24 protein-coding genes and 1 tRNA gene are annotated in these 22,010 nt (G+C 70.9%); 19 read left to right on the forward strand and 6 right to left on the reverse strand.

The window, feature by feature from the left end; genetic code table 11:
- Window positions 1-23 precede the first annotated feature (23 nt).
- The 8 genes from ACZ6BG_RS09370 to ACZ6BG_RS09405 all read left to right on the forward strand — a co-directional run bounded on the left by ACZ6BG_RS09370 (window position 24) and on the right by ACZ6BG_RS09405 (window position 5,026).
- Entirely contained in the window at window positions 24-275 is a 252-nt protein-coding gene (locus ACZ6BG_RS09370; protein ID WP_468999028.1) for a hypothetical protein, read from the forward strand.
- A gap of 34 nt (window positions 276-309) precedes the next feature.
- Window positions 310-498, forward strand: coding sequence for a hypothetical protein (locus tag ACZ6BG_RS09375; protein WP_468999030.1), 189 nt, complete (start codon window positions 310-312; stop codon window positions 496-498).
- A gap of 10 nt (window positions 499-508) precedes the next feature.
- A complete protein-coding gene (locus ACZ6BG_RS09380; protein WP_468999032.1) occupies window positions 509-832 on the forward strand; it encodes a hypothetical protein in 324 nt (107 codons plus the stop codon).
- Between the two features lie 17 nt (window positions 833-849).
- Window positions 850-1,230: a hypothetical protein gene (locus ACZ6BG_RS09385; protein ID WP_468999035.1), complete on the forward strand. Its 381-nt coding sequence runs from the start codon at window positions 850-852 to the stop codon at window positions 1,228-1,230.
- 91 nt (window positions 1,231-1,321) lie between these two features.
- On the forward strand, window positions 1,322-2,221 hold the full coding sequence (locus tag ACZ6BG_RS09390) for a bifunctional DNA primase/polymerase (protein WP_468999036.1): 900 nt from the start codon (window positions 1,322-1,324) through the stop codon (window positions 2,219-2,221).
- The gene (locus tag ACZ6BG_RS09395; protein WP_468999038.1) at window positions 2,218-3,375 is read left to right on the forward strand and encodes an AAA family ATPase; all 1,158 of its coding nucleotides are present in this window, start codon (window positions 2,218-2,220) and stop codon (window positions 3,373-3,375) included. Before ACZ6BG_RS09390 ends, ACZ6BG_RS09395 begins: the two co-directional genes overlap by 4 nt.
- The gene (locus tag ACZ6BG_RS09400; protein WP_468999041.1) at window positions 3,372-3,566 is read left to right on the forward strand and encodes a helix-turn-helix transcriptional regulator; all 195 of its coding nucleotides are present in this window, start codon (window positions 3,372-3,374) and stop codon (window positions 3,564-3,566) included. Before ACZ6BG_RS09395 ends, ACZ6BG_RS09400 begins: the two co-directional genes overlap by 4 nt.
- Window positions 3,563-5,026: a tyrosine-type recombinase/integrase gene (locus ACZ6BG_RS09405; protein ID WP_468999043.1), complete on the forward strand. Its 1,464-nt coding sequence runs from the start codon at window positions 3,563-3,565 to the stop codon at window positions 5,024-5,026. Before ACZ6BG_RS09400 ends, ACZ6BG_RS09405 begins: the two co-directional genes overlap by 4 nt.
- Window positions 5,027-5,842: 816 nt before the next feature.
- Here the strand turns inward: ACZ6BG_RS09405 and ACZ6BG_RS09410 are convergent.
- The 3 genes from ACZ6BG_RS09410 to ACZ6BG_RS09420 all read right to left on the reverse strand — a co-directional run bounded on the left by ACZ6BG_RS09410 (window position 5,843) and on the right by ACZ6BG_RS09420 (window position 8,113).
- Window positions 5,843-6,574, reverse strand: a complete 732-nt coding sequence (locus ACZ6BG_RS09410) for a PIN domain-containing protein (RefSeq protein WP_468999045.1) — start codon at window positions 6,572-6,574, stop codon at window positions 5,843-5,845.
- 487 nt (window positions 6,575-7,061) lie between these two features.
- Window positions 7,062-7,133: transfer RNA gene (locus ACZ6BG_RS09415), tRNA-Arg, on the reverse strand.
- A 161-nt stretch (window positions 7,134-7,294) separates the two neighbouring features.
- The gene (locus ACZ6BG_RS09420) at window positions 7,295-8,113 is read right to left on the reverse strand and encodes an SAM-dependent methyltransferase (RefSeq protein ID WP_468999047.1); all 819 of its coding nucleotides are present in this window, start codon (window positions 8,111-8,113) and stop codon (window positions 7,295-7,297) included.
- 179 nt (window positions 8,114-8,292) lie between these two features.
- Between ACZ6BG_RS09420 and ACZ6BG_RS09425 the strand changes: the two genes are divergently transcribed.
- On the forward strand, window positions 8,293-9,090 hold the full coding sequence (locus tag ACZ6BG_RS09425) for a class I SAM-dependent methyltransferase family protein (protein ID WP_468999050.1): 798 nt from the start codon (window positions 8,293-8,295) through the stop codon (window positions 9,088-9,090).
- Between the two features lie 67 nt (window positions 9,091-9,157).
- Here the strand turns inward: ACZ6BG_RS09425 and ku are convergent, their stop codons facing one another.
- Complete coding sequence (ku, locus tag ACZ6BG_RS09430; RefSeq protein WP_468999053.1) at window positions 9,158-10,261, reverse strand: non-homologous end joining protein Ku; 1,104 nt, start codon at window positions 10,259-10,261, stop codon at window positions 9,158-9,160.
- A 71-nt stretch (window positions 10,262-10,332) separates the two neighbouring features.
- On the opposite strand from ku, the gene ligD reads away from it, so the two are divergent.
- The gene (ligD, locus tag ACZ6BG_RS09435; RefSeq protein ID WP_468999056.1) at window positions 10,333-11,232 is read left to right on the forward strand and encodes a non-homologous end-joining DNA ligase; all 900 of its coding nucleotides are present in this window, start codon (window positions 10,333-10,335) and stop codon (window positions 11,230-11,232) included.
- A 68-nt stretch (window positions 11,233-11,300) separates the two neighbouring features.
- Here the strand turns inward: ligD and ACZ6BG_RS09440 are convergent, their stop codons facing one another.
- On the reverse strand, window positions 11,301-12,104 hold the full coding sequence (locus tag ACZ6BG_RS09440; RefSeq protein ID WP_468999059.1) for a nuclease-related domain-containing protein: 804 nt from the start codon (window positions 12,102-12,104) through the stop codon (window positions 11,301-11,303).
- A 256-nt stretch (window positions 12,105-12,360) separates the two neighbouring features.
- Between ACZ6BG_RS09440 and ACZ6BG_RS09445 the strand changes: the two genes are divergently transcribed.
- From ACZ6BG_RS09445 to ACZ6BG_RS09480, 8 genes are all read left to right on the forward strand, one after another.
- On the forward strand, window positions 12,361-12,678 hold the full coding sequence (locus ACZ6BG_RS09445; protein ID WP_468999061.1) for a hypothetical protein: 318 nt from the start codon (window positions 12,361-12,363) through the stop codon (window positions 12,676-12,678).
- Window positions 12,679-12,840: 162 nt separating this feature from the next.
- Window positions 12,841-13,404: a class F sortase gene (locus ACZ6BG_RS09450; RefSeq protein ID WP_469000161.1), complete on the forward strand. Its 564-nt coding sequence runs from the start codon at window positions 12,841-12,843 to the stop codon at window positions 13,402-13,404.
- A gap of 69 nt (window positions 13,405-13,473) precedes the next feature.
- Window positions 13,474-14,355 carry a hypothetical protein gene (locus tag ACZ6BG_RS09455; RefSeq protein WP_468999063.1) on the forward strand — a complete coding sequence of 294 codons (882 nt, stop codon included), beginning with the start codon at window positions 13,474-13,476 and terminating at the stop codon, window positions 14,353-14,355.
- 155 nt (window positions 14,356-14,510) lie between these two features.
- Window positions 14,511-15,719, forward strand: a complete 1,209-nt coding sequence (locus tag ACZ6BG_RS09460; RefSeq protein WP_469000164.1) for an ATP-binding protein — start codon at window positions 14,511-14,513, stop codon at window positions 15,717-15,719.
- A gap of 175 nt (window positions 15,720-15,894) precedes the next feature.
- Complete coding sequence (locus ACZ6BG_RS09465; protein WP_468999065.1) at window positions 15,895-16,260, forward strand: SH3 domain-containing protein; 366 nt, start codon at window positions 15,895-15,897, stop codon at window positions 16,258-16,260.
- A gap of 56 nt (window positions 16,261-16,316) precedes the next feature.
- Window positions 16,317-17,684 carry an FtsW/RodA/SpoVE family cell cycle protein gene (locus ACZ6BG_RS09470; RefSeq protein ID WP_468999069.1) on the forward strand — a complete coding sequence of 456 codons (1,368 nt, stop codon included), beginning with the start codon at window positions 16,317-16,319 and terminating at the stop codon, window positions 17,682-17,684.
- Window positions 17,681-19,135 carry a penicillin-binding transpeptidase domain-containing protein gene (locus ACZ6BG_RS09475; protein WP_468999071.1) on the forward strand — a complete coding sequence of 485 codons (1,455 nt, stop codon included), beginning with the start codon at window positions 17,681-17,683 and terminating at the stop codon, window positions 19,133-19,135. The genes ACZ6BG_RS09470 and ACZ6BG_RS09475 overlap by 4 nt, the downstream gene beginning before the upstream one ends.
- Window positions 19,136-19,203: 68 nt before the next feature.
- Window positions 19,204-19,698: a DinB family protein gene (locus tag ACZ6BG_RS09480; protein WP_468999073.1), complete on the forward strand. Its 495-nt coding sequence runs from the start codon at window positions 19,204-19,206 to the stop codon at window positions 19,696-19,698.
- Here ACZ6BG_RS09480 and ACZ6BG_RS09485 read toward each other — a convergent pair.
- The gene (locus ACZ6BG_RS09485; protein WP_468999076.1) at window positions 19,695-20,840 is read right to left on the reverse strand and encodes a ferritin-like domain-containing protein; all 1,146 of its coding nucleotides are present in this window, start codon (window positions 20,838-20,840) and stop codon (window positions 19,695-19,697) included. The two genes, ACZ6BG_RS09480 and ACZ6BG_RS09485, sit on opposite strands and share 4 nt — an antisense overlap.
- A 201-nt stretch (window positions 20,841-21,041) precedes the next feature.
- On the opposite strand from ACZ6BG_RS09485, the gene ACZ6BG_RS09490 reads away from it, so the two are divergent.
- The gene (locus tag ACZ6BG_RS09490; RefSeq protein ID WP_468999078.1) at window positions 21,042-21,980 is read left to right on the forward strand and encodes an AurF N-oxygenase family protein; all 939 of its coding nucleotides are present in this window, start codon (window positions 21,042-21,044) and stop codon (window positions 21,978-21,980) included.
- Window positions 21,981-22,010 lie beyond the last annotated feature (30 nt).

Raw genomic sequence — 22,010 nt, forward strand, 5'->3', positions numbered from 1 at the left:
GAAACCCCCGGGAAGGGGCCCTGATGACCCTCGTACTGGCCGCTATCGCCTGCCTGGCCATCATCACGCTCGGTTACGCGAGTGTGTGTGCGGGCAGCCCGTTCGGCACCTGCCGCAAGTGCAACGGCTTCGGCTTCGCCGTCACCACCGACCGCAAGGGACGGCCCAAGCGCGGCAAGCACTGCCGCCGCTGCAAGGGACACGGCAAGCGCGTCCGCGTCGGCCGCTGGCTCTACAACCGCGCCGCCCGCACCTACCGCCAAGGCACCCGCTGACCCCGCTGCCCAACCCCACGGAAGGAGAACGAACGTGGCCGTGACCATCTCCCTGGTCCTGCTCTGCGGCGTGGTCCTCGCGCTGTTGGTGCACCACCGCAAGGTGCCCGTCGGCGGCGCCATCATCGCCGCACTCTTCGGGTTCCTGCTCGCCTCCACCGGCGCCGGACCCGACATCAACGACTCCCTCAAGTCCGCCGCCGACACCATCTCCGACCGGTAGGAGGCGCCCCATGCGCCACCGAGAACCGCCCTCGAACACTCCGGGGATCCTCGCCCCGCACATCCCCGCCGACGCCTACCGCCGCGCGCAGGCCACGGGCCAGCCGATCATCCTGGTCCACCCCGTGCCCGCCCCGCGCCGCACGGCCCGTACCTACCTGATCCCCATCGCGGTCGTCACGGCGGCCGGTGTCGGCGGCATGGGCCTGGTGGTCCTGTTCCTCGCGCTGCTCGACATCGCCGCGCACACCGTGATGGCCGTCGGCGGCGCTGCCGCAGGCCCGATCGGCATCGGCGGCATCACCTTCAAACTCACCCGCCCCAAGAGCAAGTGACCCGAAAGGAAAGCGACATGACCATTCGCACCACTCCCCTGTCCCTGATCCTCGGGGCCGACGAGGCACGCGCATTCATCCACTCCCGCGCTCAGGACCTGACCGACCTTGACCATCTGTCCGAGTCGGTCGCCTTGCGCCTCACCCACCGCCGCGTCCTGCACGGCGACCCGATGGTGCTGGCCGCGCCCGGACAGGTCTGGACCCTGCGCGCGGACACCGACCCCAACGACGCGCCCGCCCACCGGCTGAGTGTCGAGGCCCGGCTGACCTGCCCGCCCCGCGTGATGGTCACCGACCCCGACGACCCCACCGGCGAAGTCGATGAACTCCTCATCGAGGTCCTGGAGATGTACCAGCTCGCCACCTGGCACACCCACCGGGCCAAGAACCAGTAGCAACGCCGCGGCGGCGGGACTCCCCAGCAAAGGTCGCCCGCCGCCGCGGTTCTCCCTGCCCATCCGTAGACAGAACAGGAGAACCCCCAGCATGCCGTACTCGGTTGGGTGTGCCCAGCTCACCGCTGCGCTTGACGCGGCGTCGCGTGGCTGGCGCGTCTTCCCCCTGATCCCCGGCGGCAAGCGCCCGGCCGTCTCCGACTGGGAGAGCCGCGCCACCGCCGCCCCCGACCGCATCACCCGCGCGTGGTCCACCGCCCCCTTCAACATCGGCATCGCCACCGGCCCTTCCGGCCTGGTCGTCATCGACCTGGACCAGCCCAAGCACCCCGGCGACACTCCGCCGGCCACCTGGGCCGGGCACGGCGTCACCGACGGAGCCGACGTGCTCGCCGTGCTCTGCGAGCGCCACGGCCAGCCCTTCCCGGCCGACACCTACACCGTCCGCACGTGGAGCGGCGGCACCCACCTGTACTTCCTCGCGCCTAAGGACGAGCCGCTGCGCAACACCGCCGGGGACAGCGCCCGTGGGCTCGGCTGGAAGGTCGACACCCGCGCGTGGGGCGGGCTCGTGGTCGGTGCGGGCAGCACCTTCGCCGGACACCCGTACGAGATCACCCGTGACGCCCCCGTGGCGCCCCTCCCGGACTGGCTCGCCGAACTCCTGCGCCCCGCTCCGCTGCCCCCGCAGACGCCCATCACGGTCGCTCTCACCGGGCACGGACGCCGCACTGCCTTCCTCCGGTCGGCCGTCAACGGTGAAGTGGAGCGGGTCACCAGGTCCGGTCCGCACGAGCACAACAACGCCCTCTACATCGCCGCGGTCGCCCTCGGACAGCTCGTTGCCGGAGGCGAGCTGGGTGGAGCCGAGGTCACCGGCTGGCTCCTCACAGCCGCGCTCCAAGTCGGCCAGGGCGAGCGCGAGGCACGGCGCACCATCGCCTCCGGGCTCAGGGCCGGGGCGCGCCGCCCCCGGACGGTCGCGGCATGAGCACCAGCCCCATCCCGCCCCTGCACCTGTACTCCGTGCCCAGCGACGCCGCGACAGCCCCCGCGCCGCCGCCGAAGCGGGAACGCCCACGAACCGCGTGGACGGCAGATCAACTCATGGCCGCGCACTTCCCCGAGCCGAAGTGGGCCGTGCCCGGCATCCTCGCCGAGGGAGTCAGCGTGCTAGCCGGACCGCCCAAGGTCGGCAAGTCCTGGCTGTCCCTTGGACTGGGGTTGTCGGTCGCGGCAGGCAGTAAGGCGTTCGACTCCGTGCCTGTCCAGGGCGGTCCGGTGCTCTACCTCGCCCTGGAGGACACCCCGCGCCGTCTCCAGACCCGCATGGGTAAGCTGCTTGGCGGACAGCAGGCACCCGCCGGACTGACTCTGGTCACCGAGTGCCCGCCCTTCCCCCAGGGCGGGACGGAGGCCATCGCACAGTGGCTGGACCGCAATCCCGACGCGCGCATGGTCGTCATCGACGTGTTCGCGAAGATGCGCGGACCGGCACCGACCGGTGCATCGGCGTACGACGCGGACTATGTCGCCGTCGGCTACGCCAAGCGGCTCGCCGACCACTACGGCGTGGCCGTCGTCCTCGTGCACCACGTCCGCAAGGCGGGCTCCGAGGACTTCCTGACGGAGGTGTCCGGCACGAACGGCATCGCGGGCGCCGCGGATGCCACGCTCGTACTGAAGCGGGCCCGCGGGCAGGCGGACGGGATTCTGCACGTCACCGGTCGTGACGTGGACGAAGCCGAGTACGCACTCAGCTTCCAACCCGCCTCCGGCGCCTGGCACCTGCTGGACGGCCCGGTGTCCGACCACACAGTCAGCGACACCCGCGCCACGATCCTGCGCTATGTCCGTGCCCACCCCGGGACGAAGCCGAAGGACATGGCGGGCGAGCTGCCACAGGTCGACATCGACACGATCCGCCGGACGTGCAACCGCATGGCCGACGCCGGGCAGCTCAGCAAGGACCCCGGCGGCCGGTACTACCCGGACACCGAGACCCGGACGCAGGGCGCTCAAGAGGTAACCGCACTGTCCACCTGTCCGGAAACTCCGTCTGACCAGCACGAACCCGCCGGACAGCCGGAATTGGAGCTGTCCTGCCTGTCCGGTGCTGACGCAGCCGAAGGGGTGGCGGAATGAGCGCCCGTACGCGGGACGAGAAGCTGACCGTCCAGGAGATCATCGCTGACCTGAGGATCGCCCCGTCGACCTTCTACCGGTGGCGCCAGCTCGGGAAGGGACCCCGCTCGATCAAGCTCCCGAACGGCGACGTGCGGATCCGGCGGTCGGAGTACGAGCGCTGGCTTGCGGAGCGGGAGGACGCTGCGTGAGCGCCGAGAATGACACTCCGGCCGGGCGTCCTCGCGGTTCGGCCCGGCCCGGCTACTCCTTCGACGTCAAGCTGTGGAAGGTCTCCAAGACCGGCCGCAAGTCCCGCCCGTGGCGCCTCCGGTGGGTGGTCGCAGGGCAGGTGCGCGGCGATACGTTCGCCACCTCCGCTCTCGCTGAGAGCCGACGGTCCGAGTTGTGGCAGGCCATGAACCGGCGCGGTGAGGCGTTCGAGATCGAATCGGGACTGCCTGAGTCCGAGGTGCGCGCGGCGGTAGAGGCCGCCGAAGCTGCGGACGCCGAACCACCGCTGCGGTGGTTTGAGTTCTGCCGGAAGTACATAGCCGGGCGCTGGCGTACGAGCGCCGCCAAGACCCGCGAGGGTATGGCCGATGGCCTTGCGGCCGTGACGCTCGCCATGGTCAAGCGCGGGGATGACACTCCCGAGGATGAGTCCCTGCGGCTGGCCTTCCGGTGGGGGATCGTGCCCGCGAACGCGGGGCAGGACCCGCCGGCCGAACTCAAGACCGCGTACGACTGGGTCACGACGACCGACCGGCCACTGGCTGACGTCACCGACGCCGACGTGTTCGAGGGCGTGATGTACCGCGTCAGCTACAAGCTGGACGGCACCCCGGCGGCTGGCGACACGTACAAGCGGCGCCGCCGCGTCCTGAACGCCGCACTCGAGCACGCGGTGGCCGCGGGAGAACTCCCGGAGAACCCACTCCAGAGGACCCGCAGGAAACGCGTCGGCTCCAACGACGTGGTAGACCCGCGCGTCCTGGTGAACGCCGTACAGGCCCGGCAGTTACTCACCGCCGTCTCTTACGTCGGCTCGTGGGATCGCTGTCGCGGGCGAAGGCTGATGGCGTTCTTCGCGGTCTTGTACCACGCAGGGCTCCGGCCTGCTGAGGCAGTCGGCCTCCGGCTATCGGACTGCCACCTGCCGGAAACGGGTTGGGGGACACTGACCCTGCGGGAAACACGTCCCGTCTCCGGCAAGCAGTGGACGGACTCCGGAGAGCGACACGACCGTCGGGGGCTCAAAGCACGTGAGGCGTCCACCGACCGCCCTGTCCCCATTCCGCCCGTACTGGTCGCCATCCTGCGGGCCCATCTGAAGGGCTTCGGGACCGCCAAAGAAGGGCGCATCTTCGGCAACGAGCGCGGGGGCGTGGTCGGCTCATCCACCTACTGGCGAGTGTGGGAGGAAGCTCGGGAGCATGCGCTCCCGCCGGAGCGCCTTAGCTCCCCGCTGGCAGGTCGCCCGTACGACCTGCGGCACGCGTGCATCACACGGTGGCTCAATGCCGGGGTGCCCATTGCCGAGGTGGCCCGCCGCGTCGGCAACTCCCCAGAAGTGATCCACCGCCGCTACCACGGCTGTATCGACGGCCACGAGGAAGCGGCCAACTCGAAGATTCTCTCGGCACTGGAGGCGGATGGCGACGTCGTGTAGGAGGACAACTGCTCGACGAACCTCCAGCCGCGCAGAGAATACCGGAGGTTCTTCGAGATTCGATCCGACCTGTCAGACTCGTACGATGGTGCCACTGACTATCGCCACGGGGCAGACTTCACTCCCAGCCGTCGCTGTTATCGCGGCATGCGCTCTGGCCTTCACAGTCGCCTCGTTCTGGTGGCTTAATGCTCGACAGGGCCGATTGCAGGCGTGGGAACCGATGACGTTTTCTGCGGCGGTGACACCTTCCCAGTCACGCCTCCGATTCCCGGTCGTCGTGTACAACACCGGCGCTAAGCCCATCGTTATCAGAGATTTGCGGCTTTCTTTCCTCGACGAACATACGCTGAAGACACCCTTGCCATGGACGTCCCTTAGGACGCACCTGCGCCCAGCATCAGACGACCATTTGGGAATGCCCGCCGTTTTCGCGGTACCTGGCAGAACAGCGGAACGATTGTTCATTGAGTTCGGTACAAGCAGTCCTCGATACCTAGTACCCGAGGCCCGCTCATACCGAGTAAGAGTTGAAGGCCTTTTGGGTAAGGGTGACAAGTGGCACTCACTTGTCACCTTCACCTGGCACGCGGCACGTCTCGTGCAGCCGACTAACTATATTGCATACCGAAACTCAGCAGAGGTAGTAGAGGGAGAAGGGCCGGAGAAGGCAGCGGCCGAGCTAGATGCTGTGGCTACCAAGGTGGTGGAACGGGGCGGAGTACCAGAAGGGAGGGGTTTCACCGAATCCTGAGTACTATTCTCGATCAAGTACAGACCAGTACTGCAGCGGATGCGGTCAGCAGCCTTCCCGAGTCAAGGGCCCTTTTTAGGGGACGTCCGTTGCTCCGGCTCATCACCTATCGAGATGCTGAGTTTGAGGTCGCGCAGACCCGCAACACGGGCACGTGTCGCCTGCCCCGTGTCGTAAGTCAGTACCGTAACCTCGCGCCCTGACAGCGGTTGGATCGCAAGCGCTCTGTTAACGATCTCATCGTCGTTAATCGGTAGCCGTACGTGCCCTGGCGGGTCGAACAAAAGCTGAACGGTGACTTCACCACGTCGCGCACCGATGGTTCGTTGCACTTCTGCGTCCGGCTTGCGCAGTACAGCCTGTTGGGTGTCCTGCTGGAAGATCCGGTCAAGCACGGCGAGTGTGTAGCCTGCTCGCCACCGAGCGTGCGGAGTCTTGCTTTCCTTGAGCTGGTCCAGCTCGTCCACGACGACCATGGGCACGATGAGGTGAATGGAGCGATCCTGGACGCCCAGCAGTTCGGCAAAGTCAGCCTCTTCCAACCTGTCGGGGTGCTTGACGTAGAAGCTGCTGTCAGCCACTACCGGAACCCCGCGCAGTTGCCACCGCTGCAACTCCTGACCAAGCGCCTCAACAGCTGCTGTGAACTCCGTAATTCGTTGCTGCAGTTCAGAGTTCAACATCTGCTCAACGATTTCCCAGATCGACCCCGTGCCGAAGTTTCCCGGGCTTGCGAGTAGCTGCTGGTACCGTCTGGTCAGCACGAGACGCTCAAGGTCGGCTGCGCCGATCAATGAACCCAAGTGAACAACCGCGCTGTTCGTCCAGTTTAGGTATGCCAGGTACCGGTGGTAGCCGCGCGCCCTTCCGGAATGGACATCCGAGGCCTCTTGACACACGTCGCTAAGCGCCTGGTGCAGGCGCTTACGGTCAACGCCAGGTAGTGGACTTACGAGCATTCCCACACTGTGACAGCTGGCCGTACTGCGCGCACCCAGTTTCCCGCGGCCCACAGGCCGACGCTGCTGTCGGCACCAAGCACGTTCGCGATGCCCCTGCCTCCGGATGGCCAGCTTGTCGCGCCACCACGGGCTCGACTGTCGAATCCGGCTAGCCGGAAGGTGGTCCCACTCGTCAGTCGACGTCGTCGCGCGTGTCGGAGGTGTGTCGCGAACGCTGAGAGACAACGAGAAAGAGCGGGAGTCAGTGAGACTGACTCCCGCTCCCTCAAATCGGCATCCGCCCTGGCCAGAGCATGATTCATGCTGGCTGACTGGCGAGTGCCCCCGGCAGGATTCGAACCTGCGCACACGGCTCCGGAGGCCGTTGCTCTATCCCCTGAGCTACGGGGGCGTGTCGGCCGCTGTGTGGCGGCGACGGGTAGAACCCTACCAGCTTCGTGGGGGTCGGCATGAACGGGTATTTGTGCAGCGTCCGGGGTGCCTCGGACGGGTTGGGGGAGGGCCGTCCGGGGCACCCCGGGGCGGGGTGCGGGTGGGGTGAAAGGCGGAGGGTCAGGGCTTGCGGGCCACGCCCGCGTAGGCGTCGGCCGCGACTGTGGTGTCCGTGGTGGGGTCCGGGCGCCAGCGGGTGACCTGGGTCACGCCGGGGTCGGTGAGGGTGAGGCCGTCGAAGAAGCCGGTGATCTCCTCGACGCTGCGGACGTAGTAGGGGATCGCGCCGCTCTTGTTGTACGCGTCCGACGCCGCGATCATGCCCTCGCTCGTGGACGTCGAGTCGCTGATCACCAGGTAGCTGCCGGACGGGAGTCCTGCCATCAGGCGGCTCACGAGGTCGCGCGCCTCCTCGTACGAGGACACGTGGCCGAGGGTGTTCAGGATCATCAGGGCCACCGGCTGGGAGAGGTCGAGGGTCTCCCCCGCGGCCGCCAGGATGGCCTCCGGCTCGTACATGTTCGCGTCGATGTACGACGTGACGCCCTCCGGCGTGCTCGTCAGGAGCGCGCGGGCGTGGGCCAGGACCAGCGGGTCGTTGTCCACGTACACGATGCGGGCGTCGGGGGCGACGCGCTGGGCCACGTCGTGCGTGTTGTCCGCGGTCGGCAGGCCCGTGCCGATGTCGAGGAACTGGCGGATCCCCTGCTCCCCCGCCAGGTGGCGGACGGCCCGGCCGAGGAAGTGGCGGCTGGTGCGGGCCACGTCCACCAGGCCCGGGAAGATCTCCTTGATCTGGTCGCCCAGCTCGCGGTCCTTCTCGTAGTTGTCCTTGCCGCCCACGAAGTAGTTCCAGAAGCGTGCCGAGTGCGGCTTGCTCGTGTCGATCCGCGCGCGTATCTCGGCGGACGATTCGAGTCTGGGGTCGGAGCCTGACACGGGGACCTCCTGCGGTGCTTGGGCCGTTCGGCCGTGCGATCAACTCGCAACCTAGCAAGTGGGCGGCGTGTCGCGGACGTCAGGCGGATGCCGATGTCGGGCGGTGGCGTTCGTACTCAGGTGACTCCGAGTACTCCTGCGGATGTCCGCCGCCGGCCCGCGACACGACTCTTGCGGGCATGACGAAACCTCTGCGCAACCTCAAGTGGGCAGTGATGCGTGGCCTGTTGAGCACCGTCGGACGGTCCTCGCGCGGTGTCCGGATCGGCTATCGGCACGGCTTCGACAGCGGCACCATGCTGGACTACGTGTACGTGAACCGTGCGCACGGCGTCCTCGGGCTCGGGCGACTCGTCGACCGCGTCTATCTGAACGCCGTCGGCTGGCGCGCCATCCGCGCCCGGCGCGAGCTGCTCCAGGACGTGCTGCGGGAGCAGCTCGGCGCGCGACCCGACCGCGAGGTCCTCGTCCTCGACGTCGCCGCCGGGCCCGGGCGCTACCTCCAGGACCTGGCCGCCGCGCACGGGCCCCGGCGGGTGCGCGTGCTGTGCCGGGACCTCGCCGTGGCAGGGCTGCGGCAGGGCGAGCGGCTCGCCCAGGAGCGCGGGATCACCAACATCTCGTACGAGACGGGGGACGCGCTCGACCCCAAGGAGCCGGACGCGGGCGCCCCGGACGTCATCGTGGTGTCCGGGCTCTACGAGCTGCTGCTCGACGACGACGTCATCCGCGCCTCCATCGAGCGCCTCCGCGGACTGCTCGCGCCGGGCGGCACCCTCGTCTTCACCACCCAGACCCGCCATCCCCAGCTCGACTTCATCGCCAACGTCCTGCCCAACAGGGACGGCCAGTTGTGGGTGATGAAGTGCCGGGACGTCGCCGAGACGGAGGGGTGGGCCCGCGCCGCCGGGTTCGGCGCGGTGGCCAGTCGGCGGGAGGGGGTGGGGTTGTTCACGGTGACGGTTTGTTCAGGGTGACGGTTTGTTCAGGGTGGGAGCCGCGTGTTCGCGGTGAGAGCGCGTGTTCGCGGTGGCAGCCGCCCTCTTACGCCGACGCCCTCTTCGTCGCCGTCTTCTTCGGCGTCGCCGACTTCTTCGACGCGGCCTTCTTCGCCGTGGACTTGGTGGCCGCCGTGCCCGACGCCGTCTTCTTCGCCGTGCTCTTCTTCGGGGCCGCGGCCTTGGACTTCGACGCGGTCTTGGCCGTCGACTTCTTGCCGCCCACCTGCTTGGGGGCCGCCGGGGACGACTTGCGGGCGGCGGTCGCCTTCCCGGCCGCGGACTTCGCGGTGCGGGAGGTACGGGAGCCGCGCGAGCGCAGGGAGGTCACCTCGGCCTCCTGGTCCGGCTCCGCCCCGGACTTCTCACCGCGGGCCGTCCGTGCCGCCCGGACACTGTTCTCCAGGGCCGCCATCAGGTCGATGACCTTGCCGCCGCCCGGCTCGGCCGCCGGGGCGGGGGTGTAGGTCCCGCCGCCCTCGACCTTCGCGGCGATCATCTCCTCCACGGCCGTGCGGTAGTCGTCGTGCAGGGAGTCGAGGTCCACCTCGCCGAGGGTGTCCATCAGGGCGTCGGCCAGGTCCAGTTCGGCGTCGCGGACCGTGACCTCGGTGTCCGGCGCGACGGAGTCGGTGGCGCGGATCTCGTCCGGCCAGAGCAGGCCGTGCATCGCGATCACGTCGTCCACGACCCGCAGCATGCCGAGCCGTTCGCGGCCGCGCAGGGCGAACTTGGCGATGGCCACCTTCCGGCTGCGCTTCAGCGCCTCGCGCAGGAGGGTGTACGGCTTGGCGGCGGGGACTCCGTTGGCCGACAGGTAGTACGCGGTGTCCATCTGGAGGGGGTCGATGCGGTCGGCCGGGACGAACGCGACGATCTCGATGGTCTTCGCGGTCGGGATGGGCAGGGCGGCCAGGTCGTCCTCCGTGATCGGGATGATCGAGCCGTCCGCGTCCTCGTACCCCTTGCCGATCTCCGCGGCCGTGACCTCGCGGTCCTCCAGCTCGCACACCTTGCGGTAGCGGATGCGGCCGCCGTCCTCCGTGTGGATCTGGCGGAAGGAGATCGAGTGGTTCTCCGTGGCGTTCACGAGCTTGATCGGGATGCTGACCAGGCCGAAGGAGATGGCGCCGTTCCATATGGACCGCATGTGGAGCACCTTTCGGCAGCCGGGAAAGCGACAGCGGGGCTTTCGTCACGGTTTCATGGGATTCTCATCGTATGACGCCCATCACCGAGGTGGAGGGGCGAAGGCTCGCGCTCAGCAATCTCGACAAGGTCCTGTACGCGGAGAGCGGCTTCACCAAGGGCGAGGTGCTGCACTACTACGCCACCGCCGCGGGCGCCCTGCTCCCCCACCTGCGCGACCGGCCCGTGTCCTTCCTGCGCTTCCCGGACGGGCCCGACGGGCAGCGGTTCTTCGCCAAGAACGTGCCGCCGGGTACGCCCGCCTGGGTGCGGACGGCCGAGGTGCGGCGGTCGGACGGGGTCTCGCGGCAGATCGTCGTACAGGACCTGGCGACGCTGATGTGGGCGGCCAACCTGGTCACCGAGTTCCACACCCCGCAGTGGCGGACGGACGCGCCCGGGCTCGCCGACCGGCTCGTGCTCGACCTCGACCCCGGGCCGCCCGCGACCGTCGTGGAGGCCTGCGAGGCGGCGCTGTGGCTGCGGGAGCGGCTGGTGGCCGACGGGTTCCCGGTGTACGTCAAGACGTCCGGCAGCAAGGGTCTGCACGTGCTCGCGCCGCTGCGGCCGACGCCCAGCGGGGACGTCACGGCGTACGCGAAAGGGCTGGCCGTGGCCGCCGAGCAGGCGCTGCCGCGCCTGGTGGTGCACCGGATGACGCGCAGCCTGCGGCCGGGGAAGGTGTTCGTCGACTTCAGCCAGAACGCGGCGGCGAAGACCACGGCGACGCCCTACACCCTGCGGGCGCGGGCCGAGCCGACCGTGTCCACGCCGGTGACCTGGGACGAGGTGGAGGCGTGCCGGGAGCGGCGGGATCCGGGGCTGCTCGTCTTCCTGGCGACCGACGTCGGGGCGCGCCTGGAGCGGTACGGGGATCTGCTCGGGCCGCTGCTCGACCCGGAGCGGGGCGGGGTGCTGCCGCCGCCGGGGTGAGCCGGGGGCCACGCCCGGTCAGGCGGGATGCTGTCAACGCGAGGCTGAGCCCCGGCCCTCCGCCCCGGTCAGACCCGGTTCCACGTCCGGCGGTCGCGGGCCAGCGCGTGCAGTGCCTCGACGTCCGCCGGTTTGAGGACCCCGCCCGTGCGGGCCAGCGCCGGCAGGTCCTCTTCGAGCAGCACCCGCACCTCCCGGGGCGGCGCCGCGACCTCCACGTCCACCGCCCCCACGGGCACGAGGACCGCCCGCACCTCCGCCGTCAGCGCGAACGACGCCCGCCCGGCGTCCGCCCGCAGCTCCCGCAGCAGGGGCCCCGCCTGGCCGCGCCCCACGGCCACCATCGGATCGGCCACCCGCACGCGCTGCCTGCGGGCCGATAACGCCCGGACGCAGAACAGCCCGCCGGGGCCGATCAGCAGATGGTCCAAGCGGCGGCCGCCGGGGAGGCCGACCGAGTGCAGGGTGTGCCAGCCGACCGCGTCCAGGCGGTCGAGGGCGTCGCCGACCGCGGTCTGCGCCGCGAGCGCCCGGTGCCGGGGGTCGGACCGCAGCTTGCGCGCGGGCGGCGGGTCGCGGTCCAGGTCGACGCGCAAGGCCTCGCCGGGCCGGTTCGGGGCGAGGTCGTCGTCCGGGTGGAGGGTGAGCCGGGCCAGCTCCGCTGGGGTGGGGACGGGCGGTGGTCCGACCGTCACGTTGCCCGTCAGGAACGGGCCGAGTGCGTCGAGGACATCGGCCTCGCGGTCGGCGCTCAGCAGGTTCACACGGGCTGTGTCCCTGTCGTACCAGGCCACGCTCCCGCCGTCCGGCCTGCATACGTAGAGCCGCTCCTGACCGTGCCTCCAGGCCGGTACGACACGCAGTCCGCTCATGCCCCATCACCCCATGACCATGGGAGCAGCCCGGGCACCGCCTCGGCAAGAAGCTGACGGCGCTTCGCGGAAGTCGAGGGCGATTCGCCCAGTGTTCGCCACCCCGGGCGGGTCCATCCGCCATGTCCCCGCCCATCCCGTAACAGCACCGCTCGCACAGCTATGGCCCCCTGTTACAAAGTCGCCGAACCGCCGCAACGGCGGACACCTAGCGTCGTCCTTGTCACTGCCCGCCGCAGAGCGCAAGGAACGTACCGTGAGCAACCGTCGCCGCACCCCGGCCCTCCGTACCGCCGCCGTCACCGCGCTCGTCGGCGGCGCGCTGCTGCTCCCGGCCACGGCCGCCTTCGCCGACGCCCCTTCCCCCGCCGCCGCGCACTCCCCCGCCACGGTCACCCCGGCCCGCCTCGCCGACGACGTGGCCGCCGCCCCCGAGGGCGGCGTCAAGGCGGGCGCCACCGGGGTGCGGGACGCCGGGGATCCCGCGTTCATCGTGGCGGGCGGGGCCATGGCGGCCGCGGGCGCGGCGGGGCTCGGCTTCGCGATGATGCGCCGCGGGCGCACGGACGCCTGACCGGCACACCCCCAAGGAGCCCCCGTGCACACCCCCACTCCCGGCGAGGCCGAGCAGGAAGCCCACCCGAGCCGTCCGAGTCGCCCGAGCCCTTCGAACCACCCGCACCCGCCCCGCCGCAGCACCCGCCGCCTCGCCGCCGCCGCGGCCCTCACCGCCGCCATCGGCGTCGGCCTCATCGCCTGCGGGCAGGGCGGCGGGTCCGGCGACCCCGCCCCCGACGTGAACGTCAAGAACGTCACGGCCACGCGGGCCAAGCAGGCGCCGCCCCCGATGGCGGAGTCCAGGCCGACGGGTCTGCGGATCCCGGCGGCGGGCGTGGACGCGAAGGGGATGCTGGACCTCGGTATCGGCGAGGACGGGGCGCTGCAGGTGCCTCCGGCTTCGAAGGCGGAGCTCCCCGGCTGGTGGACGGGGGGCGTCACCCCTGGTCAGAAGGGTGCGGCGGTCGTGGTCGCGCACTACGACACGGCGGGCGGTCCCGCGCTGCTGCGGAACGTCGCGAAGGTGCGGGTCGGCGACCGCGTCATGGTGCCGCGGGCGGACGGCTCCACGGCGACGTTCAAGGTGCGCGAGATTCAGCAGGTCGGCAAGGAAGACTTTCCAACCCATAAGGTGTACGGGGCGACCGACCGCCCGGAGCTGCGCCTGCTGACCTGCGGCGGCCCGATCAAGGACGGTCACCGGACCGACAACATCATTCTCTACGCCGACCTCGTGCGGTGAGGCCGCGCCCGGGCACCCCCGGCCCCGTGCCGCAGCCCCGCACCCGGCCCCCGCGAGCAGGAGTGCCAGTTGAACCGCAGCCGCAGGCCGCGCCGCCCCAGGCCCGCCCGCCGACGCGCGCTCGCCGCGGGCGCCCTCGCGCTGGCCGCGACCGCGCTGGCGGCGGGCTGCGGCGACCCCGGCGACCTGCGGGGCGCGGGCGCCACTCCGACGGCCGTCGGCCCCACCCGGCTGTGGCCGGACCTGCCGCCCGCGTCCTCGCCGGTCGGTGACTACGGCGAGGCGGACACCGAGGAGGTCGAGGGCGTCAAGGTGCCCGGCGGCGATCTGCACAAGGTGAACCCCGTCGCCATCGTCAGGGCCGAGGTGGCCGCGAACCCCGACGTCTACAGCGGGCCCGACGGGCTCTACAAGGAAACCGTCGAGGCCCTCAAGGAATGCGGCAGCGAGCCCAAGGACTGCCCGGTCCTCAAGGCGTACTACCGGGACTTCACGGGCGACGGGAAGGACGACCTCGTCGTCGGCATCCGCATGCCCGAGGAGCAGCTCGCCGTCCGCGTCTACGCGATGGAGAAGGGGCACCTCACCCAGATCATGGGCACTTCCGACGCGGTGCTCGGCGTGGAGCTCGCCGGGCGCGACCTGGTGGTGCGCGCGGTCTCCGGCATCCCCGGCTACGAGTACCGCACGGCCTGGTCCTGGGACCGGCACCAGCGCGCGATGCTGCCCACCCGCGACGAGATCCTGCGCTCGTCCGACGCGCCCCGCCCCAAGGGCGCCCGCAGTCAGGCGCCCGCCCTGACCGAGGCCGACCCGGGCGCGGGCCCCGGCCCGGGCGAGACGCCGGGGCCGGGCGAGACGTCGGGGCCGGGCGAGACGTCGGGGCCGGGCGAGACTCCCACGCCGACCGCCGGTCCGAGCGCCGACGCCCGTCCGGGCGAGGGTTCGTGACCGGCCGCGCCGAGCCCGGGGGCGCGCCCCGCGGCGAAGCCGGTGCCCGGCCCCGCGCCCGCGGGTCCCGGCTGCCGCGCCCGCCCCGGCTGCCGTTCCGGCTGCCCGCCTGGACCGCGACGCTGACCTGGAAGGCCGCGGTGTTCATCGCCGTCATGTGCTGCGCGCTGGCGGCGCTGCTCGGCGTGCTCGTCCATGTCGCGGTGACCAACCAGACCGTCGGCCAGGCCCGCGAGCGCGCCCTGGCCCGGCTCGACGACGCCACCAAGCAGTACGAGGCGGGCGGGCGGCTCGGCCCGGGGGCGGGCGTCGACCCGCCCGGCCTGCCGCGGCGGCTGCGCGACCTCGCGGTGGGCGGGGAGCGCGGCACGATGGTCGGCGACCACGACGAACGGCCCACCGTGTGGGCGGCGGGCCCCGCGGACGGCGGGCGGGCCATCGCCGTACAGGTCGACTACGCGCAGGGCGCCCGCACCATCGACGGGCTCGACCGGGCCATCGTCGGCTCGTCGGTGCTGGCCATCGGGGCGACGCTGCTCGTCGGCTCGTTCGCGGTGACGCGGGTGACCCGGCGGCTGCACCAGACCGCCCGGGTCGCGCGCCGCATCAGCGCGGGCGACCTGGACGCGCGCGTCAACGACCCCCGCACCCACGACGAAGGGCGCCACCAGGACGAGGTGGCCACCGTCTCGGGCGCCCTGGACACGATGGCGTCGTCGCTCCAGGGCAAGCTCCTGAGCGAGCAGCGGTTCACCGCGGATGTCGCGCACGAGCTGCGGACGCCGCTGACCGGGCTGCACGCCGCCGCCGAGCTGCTGCCGCCGGGCCGTCCCACCGAGTTGGTCCAGGACCGGGTGGCGACGCTGCGCACACTCACCGAGGACCTCCTGGAGATCTCGCGCCTCGACTCACGCAACGAACGCGTCGACCTCGACGCGGTCCGCCTCGCTCCCCTGGCCGAACGTGTCGTGCGGGCTTCGGGGGCCGAGGTGGAGCTGCTGGTCGTACGGGACATCGTGGTCGAGACGGATGGGCGGCGGCTTGAGCGGGTGCTGGGGAATCTGGTCGGGAACGCCCTGAAGCACGGGGCTCCGCCGGTTTCCTTGACCGTCGACGGGCCGGTGATCACCGTTCGGGATCACGGGCCCGGGTTCCCGGACTACCTCATCGAGCACGGGCCTCAGCGGTTCCGTACGGAGGGGACCACCAAGGGGCACGGGCTGGGGCTGACCATTGCTCTTGGGCAGGCGGAGGTGCTGGGGGCGCGGCTGGTGTTCTCCAACGCGGCCGAGCCGGGCGGGGCGGTGGCCGTGCTCACCCTCCCCCACGAAGTCGCCTCGGGCGACGTGGAGGACGTCGGTTGACCCCGGCGTCGGCGCACCCCTGAGTCGCGGCCTTCGGCCTTGCTCGTCCTCGAACGCCGGACGGGCCCTCCTTCACCCCCTGTGATCGTTTGCGGACTCCCTGTGTCGCTCATAGCGTGAAATCACGGCCTTTGGCCGGTCGTGTCTTCCCGTTCCGCTCTGCCGAGGAGGCCCCATGACCCTTCGTTCCCGCTCCGCCGTCACCACCCGTCTCTCCATACTCGTGGCCGGCGGCGCCCTCGCCGCCACGACCGTGCTCACCGCCGCACCCGGCGCCGCCGCCGACGACGCGAACAACGATCCGCCGGTCTACAAGGGCCGGGTCACCGCCAAGACCGGGCTGCTCCTGCGGGACGCCCCGACGCGTGGCAGCAAAGTCATCCGGAGCGAGCCGTACGGCAAGGTCGTGCACATCTTCTGCAAGGCGCGCGGCGAGTACGTGCACCACAACGACCGCTGGTACCTGCTCACCGACGGCACCTGGGCCTGGGGCGCCGCGCACTACATCGCCAACATCGGGCCCGCGCCGCGCTGGTGCTGACCAGGACACCGGCGACATAACCGGACATTAGGCTCGCAGCTTGCTACGTTCCGGGCATGACCGGAACAGCGTCGGAGCCCGCCACCGTCGCCACTGTCCACGTCCCGCGGCGCCGCGGCACCGAGCTGGCGCTGATCGTCGTGGCCGTGCTGCTCTCGGTCTACGGCTACTGCGCGGTGGGGCTCGCCCACGACGGTTCCGTCCCGCCCGGCGCCGCCGGTTACGGCGCCGGGCTCGGGGTGCTCGCGCTCCTCGCCCACGGGGCGGTGCGGCTGCGCGCCCCGTACGCCGATCCGCTGCTGCTCCCGATCGCGGTGCTGCTCAACGGCCTCGGCCTGGTGCTCATCTACCGGCTCGACCTGGAGACGCCCGGCGACCGGGCGGCGCCCACGCAGCTCGTCTGGTCGACGATCGGCGTCGGCCTGTTCATCGTCGCCGTGCTGTTCCTGCGCGACCACCGCGTGCTCCAGCGCTACGCCTACCTGTCCGTGGTCACCGCGCTGGTCCTCATGATCGTGCCCATCTTCTTCCCGGCGGTGAACGGTGCCCGCATCTGGATCCGGATCGGCGGATTCTCCATCCAGCCCGGCGAGTTCGCGAAGATCCTGCTCGCGGTGTTCTTCGCCAGCTACCTCGCGGCCAACCGCACCGCCCTGGCGTACGCGGGCCGCACCGTGTGGAGGTTCAAGCGGCTGCAACTGCCCACCGGGCGGGTGCTCGGGCCGATCGTGGCGATCTGGCTGCTGAGCGTCGGCGTGCTCGTCCTGGAGCGCGACCTCGGCACGTCGCTGCTGTTCTTCGGGCTCTTCGTGATCCTCCTGTACGTCGCCACCGGCCGCACCGGCTGGATCGCCGTCGGCCTGCTGCTCGCGGCGGTCGGGGCGTTCGCGGTGGGCTCCCTTGAGCCGCACGTGCACGGCCGCGTCGAGGACTGGCTGCACCCGTTCGCGTCGATCGAGGCGGGCCAGGGGCCGAACCAGCTCGCCCAGTCGCTCTTCGCGTTCGCGGCCGGGGGCCTGCTCGGCAGCGGCCTCGGGCTCGGGCACTCCATCCTCATCGGCTTCGCCGCGAAGTCGGACTTCATCCTGGCGACGGCCGGCGAGGAGCTGGGTCTGACCGGGCTCGCGGCGATCTTCCTGCTGTACGCCCTGCTCGTGGAGCGCGGCTTCCGGGCGGGGCTCGCGCTGCGTGACCCGTTCGGGCGGCTGCTCGCGATCGGGCTCGCGTCGATCGTGGCGCTCCAGGTGTTCGTGATCGCGGGCGGGGTGACGGGGCTGATCCCGCTGACCGGGATGGCCATGCCGTTCCTGGCGCAGGGCGGTTCGTCGGTCGTCACGAACTGGATCATCGTGGCGCTCCTGATCCGGGTCAGCGACTCGGCGCGCGCCCAGCCGGTGCCGGTGTCCGAGGAGGTCCGGGCGTGACCCGACACATCCGCCACGCCGCCGCGTTCTGCGCGCTGCTGCTCGTGGCCCTGCTCGTGAACGCGACCCGGGTGCAGGTCGTCGACTCCCGGGCGTACGACGACAACCCCGCCAACCGCCGTACCGCCATCACCCGCTTCGACCAGCCGCGCGGCGACATCCTGGTGGACGGCGAGCCCGTGACGGGCTCCAAGGACACCGGCGAGCAGCTCCGCTACGAACGGACGTACCGCAACGGCCCGTTGTACGCCCCGGTGACCGGCTTCGCCTCACAGGTGTACGGCACCACGTTCCTGGAGCACGCCGAGGACGACATCCTCTCCGGCACCGACCCCATGCTCGCCCCGCTGCCCCTGTGGAACGACATCACCCGCGCCCAGAACCCGGGCGGCGAGGTCGTCACCACCATCAAGGCGGCCGTGCAGCGCGCCGCGTACGCCGGGCTCGGCGGCAAGAAGGGCGCCGTGGCCGCCCTCGACCCGGCCACCGGCGAGATCCTCGCGCTGGTGTCCACGCCGTCGTACGACCCCGAGCGCCTGGCGGGCACGGGCAGCGCCGTGACCGGGGCCTGGGCCGGGCTCAACGCCGACCCGGACAAGCCGATGCTCAACCGGGCGCTCAGCCGGACCTATCCGCCGGGCTCGACGTTCAAGGTGGTGACGGCGGCGGCCGCGCTCGACGCGGGCGAGGTCACCGACCTGGACGCGGACACGAAGTCGCCCGACCCGTACACCCTGCCGGGCACCACGACGAGCCTGGCCAACGAGGTCGAGGGGTGCGCGAACGCCAGCCTGCGGTACGCCTTCCAGTGGTCCTGCAACACCGTCTTCGCCAAGCTCGGCGTCGACACCGGCCAGGACGCCATGGCGGGCACGGCGAAGAAGTTCGGCTTCGACACCTCCGGCCTGCGGATCCCGTCGCCGGTCGCCACCAGCACCTTCGACACCGCGATGGACGACGCGCAGCTCGCCCTGTCCGCCATCGGCCAGTACGACACGCGCGCCACGCCCTTGCAGATGGCGATGGTCTCGGCGGCCGTGGCGAGCGGCGGCTCGGTCAAGGCGCCGTACCTGGTGGACCGGACGACGACCGACGACGGCGACACCGTGGCGACGAACGGCACCCGGACGCTCCGGCAGGCGATGAACCCGGGCACGGCCGTGCAGTTGCGCGAGCTGATGACGGACGTGGTCGAGAAGGGCACGGGCCGCAACGCGGCGATCGAGGGCGTGACCGTGGGCGGCAAGACGGGCACGGCCCAGCACGGCATCGGCAACACCGGCACCCCGTACGCCTGGTTCATCGCCTGGGCCCAGAAGCCGGGCGACGCGGAGCCGTCCGTGGCGGTCGCGGTCGTCGTCGAGGACGCGTCGGCGGACCGCTCGGACATCAGCGGCGGGGGCAGCGCGGCGCCGGTCGCGAAGGCGGTGATGGAGGCGGCGCTGCGCTGAGGCGCGCGGTGCCGACACCGCCGCCGAACAGGACCGAATCTGTCCTATTTGGCGCCTAGCGTGGCCGCATGACCGAAACCCAGGAACTCCTGAACGCCCTGCGCGAGCAGCGCCGCACCCTCCTCATCGCCGTGCGCGGCCTCTCCGACGAGCAGGCCGCCGCCCGGTCCACCGTCAGCGAGCTGACGCTCGGCGGCATCCTGAACCACCTCACGCACGGCGAGCGCAACTGGACGCACGTCCTGAGCAGCGGGACCGGCGAGGCACCGCCCTCGATGTTCGACGTGGAGCAGTACGAGATGCCGCGCGGCGCGCGCGTGCCCGACCTGGTGGCGGCGTACGAGGAGGCGGCGCGGGCGACCGACGAGGCGGTGGAGCGCGCCGGGCTCGACCGCGTCGTGCCGCTGCCGGAGGCGCCGTGGCAGCCCGGGGTCGTACCGCGCTGGTCCGTGCGCCGGATCGTGCTGCACCTGCTGCGCGAGACGGCGCAGCACTCCGGGCACGCGGACATCGTGCGCGAGGCGCTGGACGGGGCGAACACCACGGCCCAGCTCGGCGGTTAGCCGTCGGCGGCGCCGGAGGCGATCGCCTCGGAGACCTCCGCGACCCGCTCGTGCTCCTCCGCCGCGAAGCGCTCGGCGTCGAGTTTCTCCGCGATCTCCTCGTCCTGCGCCATCAGCTGGTCGAGGTTGGAGTCGCCCATCTCGAACACGCCCATGTCGACGTACGCCTGCTGGAGCCGCTTGCCCCACAGGCCGATGTCCTTGACGCACGGCACGATGCGGCTGAACAGCAACTGCCGGAAGAGCTGGAGGTATTCGGAGCGCTCGCTGCACTCCTCGGCGTCCTTGAGCGGGATGCCGAAGTTCTCCAGGACCTCGACGCCGCGCAGCCGGTCGCGCATCAGGTAGCAGCCCTCGATGACGAACTCCTCGCGTTCACGCAGTTCGGCGTCGGTGAGCTGCTTGTAGTAGTCGCGCAGCGCCATCCGCCCGAAGGCCACGTGCCGGGCCTCGTCCTGCATGACGTACGCGAGGATCTGCTTGGGCAGCGGCTTGTCGGTGGTGTCGCGGATCATGCCGAAGGCGGCCAGGGCGAGGCCCTCGATGAGGACCTGCATGCCGAGGTAGGGCATGTCCCAGCGGGAGTCGCGCAGCGTGTCGCCGAGCAGCGCCCGCAGGTTGTCGTTGATCGGGTAGAGCATGCCGATCTTCTCGTGCAGGAAGCGGCTGTAGATCTCGGCGTGCCGGGCCTCGTCCATGGTCTGGGTCGCGGAGTAGAACTTCGCGTCGAGGTCGGGGACGGACTCCACGATGCGGGCCGCGCACACCATCGCGCCCTGCTCGCCGTGCAGGAACTGGCTGAACTGCCAGGAGGCATAGTGCTTGCGCAGTTCGCCGCGCTCGGCGGGGGACATCAGGTCCCAGTACCGGGTGCCGTAGATCGACATGGCCTCGTCGGGGGTGCCGAGCGGGTCAAGCGGGTCGACTTCGAGGTCCCAGGCGATGCGCTTGGCGCCGTCCCACTGCTTGTCCTTGCCCTTTTGGTAGAGGTTCAGGAGGCGTTCGCGGCCCTCGCCGTACTCCCAGCTGAAGCGGGCCGCTCCGGTCGCGGGCACCGTCCAGGCGAGGTCTCCCCCGCCGTCCGTTCCCTGGCTGGTGCCGCTCTCCCGGCCTGCGTTGACGTACAGATCGCGTGTGGACACTGACGGCTCCTCGCGGGTCTCGGCGGCCCCCGCTGCCGCGCGACCGCCGCACAGGGGTGGCTCCTTGGCAGGCTCACACGGTGGTAGACGCGGGGTCAACAAGTCGTGCGCAAGGGATTGACGGCCTTGCTGACAAGCAGTCTCATAAGTCGTGACCCCCGGTAACCCGCTTGCGAGAGCACACGAGGAGCAGGAGATCTCATGACGACCGTGACCGAGGACAGCGAACTCGCGGGTCTGCGGGACGCGCTCGGCCTGCTCAAGGACCGCGAACAGGTGGCCCAGCGACTCCTCGAGTCCTCGGCCAAGCACTCCTTCGACCCCGACAAGGAGTTGGACTGGGACGCGCCCGTCGAGGACGGCAAGTGGTTCTGGCCGCCGGAGCTGGTCTCGCTCTACGACACCCCGCTGTGGAGGCGGATGTCCGAGGAGCAGCGCCACGACCTCGCCCGCCACGAGGCGGCCTCACTGGCCTCGCTCGGCATCTGGTTCGAGATCATCCTCATGCAGCTGCTCGTGCGGCACATCTACGACAAGTCCGTGACCAGCGCGCACGTCCGGTACGCGCTCACGGAGATCGCCGACGAGTGCCGCCACTCGATGATGTTCGCCCGCATGATCGAGAAGGGCGGGGCACCGACGTACCCCGTCACCAAGCTCAACCACAACCTCGCCCGCGTCCTCAAGACCGTCTCCACCACCCCGGGGTCCTTCGCCTGCACCCTCCTCGGCGAGGAGATCCTGGACTGGATGCAGCGCCTGACGTTCCCCGACGAGCGCGTGCAGACCCTCGTGCGCGGCGTCACCCGCATCCACGTCGTGGAGGAGGCCCGCCATGTCCGCTACGCCCGCGAGGAGCTGCGCCGCCAGATGGTGACCGCGCCCCGCTGGGAGCGCGAGCTGACCCGCGTCAGCAGCGGCGAGGCGGCCCGCGTCTTCTCCATCGCCTTCGTCAACCCGCAGGTGTACACGAACGTCGGCCTGGACCGCCGCGAGGCCGTCGCCCAGGTCAAGGCGAGCGGCCACCGGCGCGAGGTCATGCAGTCCGGCGCGAAGCGGCTGACGGACTTCCTGGACGACATCGGCGTGCTGCGCGGGGCGGGCAGGCGGCTGTGGAAGTCCTCGGGCCTGCTCGCGTAGCCCGCCGCGCGCTCCCGCCCGCTCCCGGCC

Source organism: Streptomyces sp. NPDC041205 (genome assembly GCF_055591765.1).

Excerpts from the sequence above, each read along its gene's own strand:
- ACZ6BG_RS09395 (WP_468999038.1), top strand. The coding sequence starts at position 2,218 with ATGAGCACCAGCCCCATCCCGCCCCTGCACCTGTACTCCGTGCCCAGC.
- ACZ6BG_RS09490 (WP_468999078.1), top strand. The coding sequence starts at position 21,042 with ATGACGACCGTGACCGAGGACAGCGAACTCGCGGGTCTGCGGGACGCG.
- ACZ6BG_RS09465 (WP_468999065.1), top strand. The coding sequence starts at position 15,895 with ATGACCCTTCGTTCCCGCTCCGCCGTCACCACCCGTCTCTCCATACTC.
- ACZ6BG_RS09385 (WP_468999035.1), top strand. The coding sequence starts at position 850 with ATGACCATTCGCACCACTCCCCTGTCCCTGATCCTCGGGGCCGACGAG.
- ACZ6BG_RS09480 (WP_468999073.1), top strand. The coding sequence starts at position 19,204 with ATGACCGAAACCCAGGAACTCCTGAACGCCCTGCGCGAGCAGCGCCGC.
- ACZ6BG_RS09470 (WP_468999069.1), top strand. The coding sequence starts at position 16,317 with ATGACCGGAACAGCGTCGGAGCCCGCCACCGTCGCCACTGTCCACGTC.
- ACZ6BG_RS09440 (WP_468999059.1), bottom strand. The coding sequence starts at position 12,104 with ATGAGCGGACTGCGTGTCGTACCGGCCTGGAGGCACGGTCAGGAGCGG.
- ligD (WP_468999056.1), top strand. The coding sequence starts at position 10,333 with ATGACGCCCATCACCGAGGTGGAGGGGCGAAGGCTCGCGCTCAGCAAT.
- ACZ6BG_RS09390 (WP_468999036.1), top strand. The coding sequence starts at position 1,322 with ATGCCGTACTCGGTTGGGTGTGCCCAGCTCACCGCTGCGCTTGACGCG.
- ku (WP_468999053.1), bottom strand. The coding sequence starts at position 10,261 with ATGCGGTCCATATGGAACGGCGCCATCTCCTTCGGCCTGGTCAGCATC.
- ACZ6BG_RS09380 (WP_468999032.1), top strand. The coding sequence starts at position 509 with ATGCGCCACCGAGAACCGCCCTCGAACACTCCGGGGATCCTCGCCCCG.
- ACZ6BG_RS09400 (WP_468999041.1), top strand. The coding sequence starts at position 3,372 with ATGAGCGCCCGTACGCGGGACGAGAAGCTGACCGTCCAGGAGATCATC.
- ACZ6BG_RS09460 (WP_469000164.1), top strand. The coding sequence starts at position 14,511 with ATGTGCTGCGCGCTGGCGGCGCTGCTCGGCGTGCTCGTCCATGTCGCG.
- ACZ6BG_RS09425 (WP_468999050.1), top strand. The coding sequence starts at position 8,293 with ATGACGAAACCTCTGCGCAACCTCAAGTGGGCAGTGATGCGTGGCCTG.
- ACZ6BG_RS09370 (WP_468999028.1), top strand. The coding sequence starts at position 24 with ATGACCCTCGTACTGGCCGCTATCGCCTGCCTGGCCATCATCACGCTC.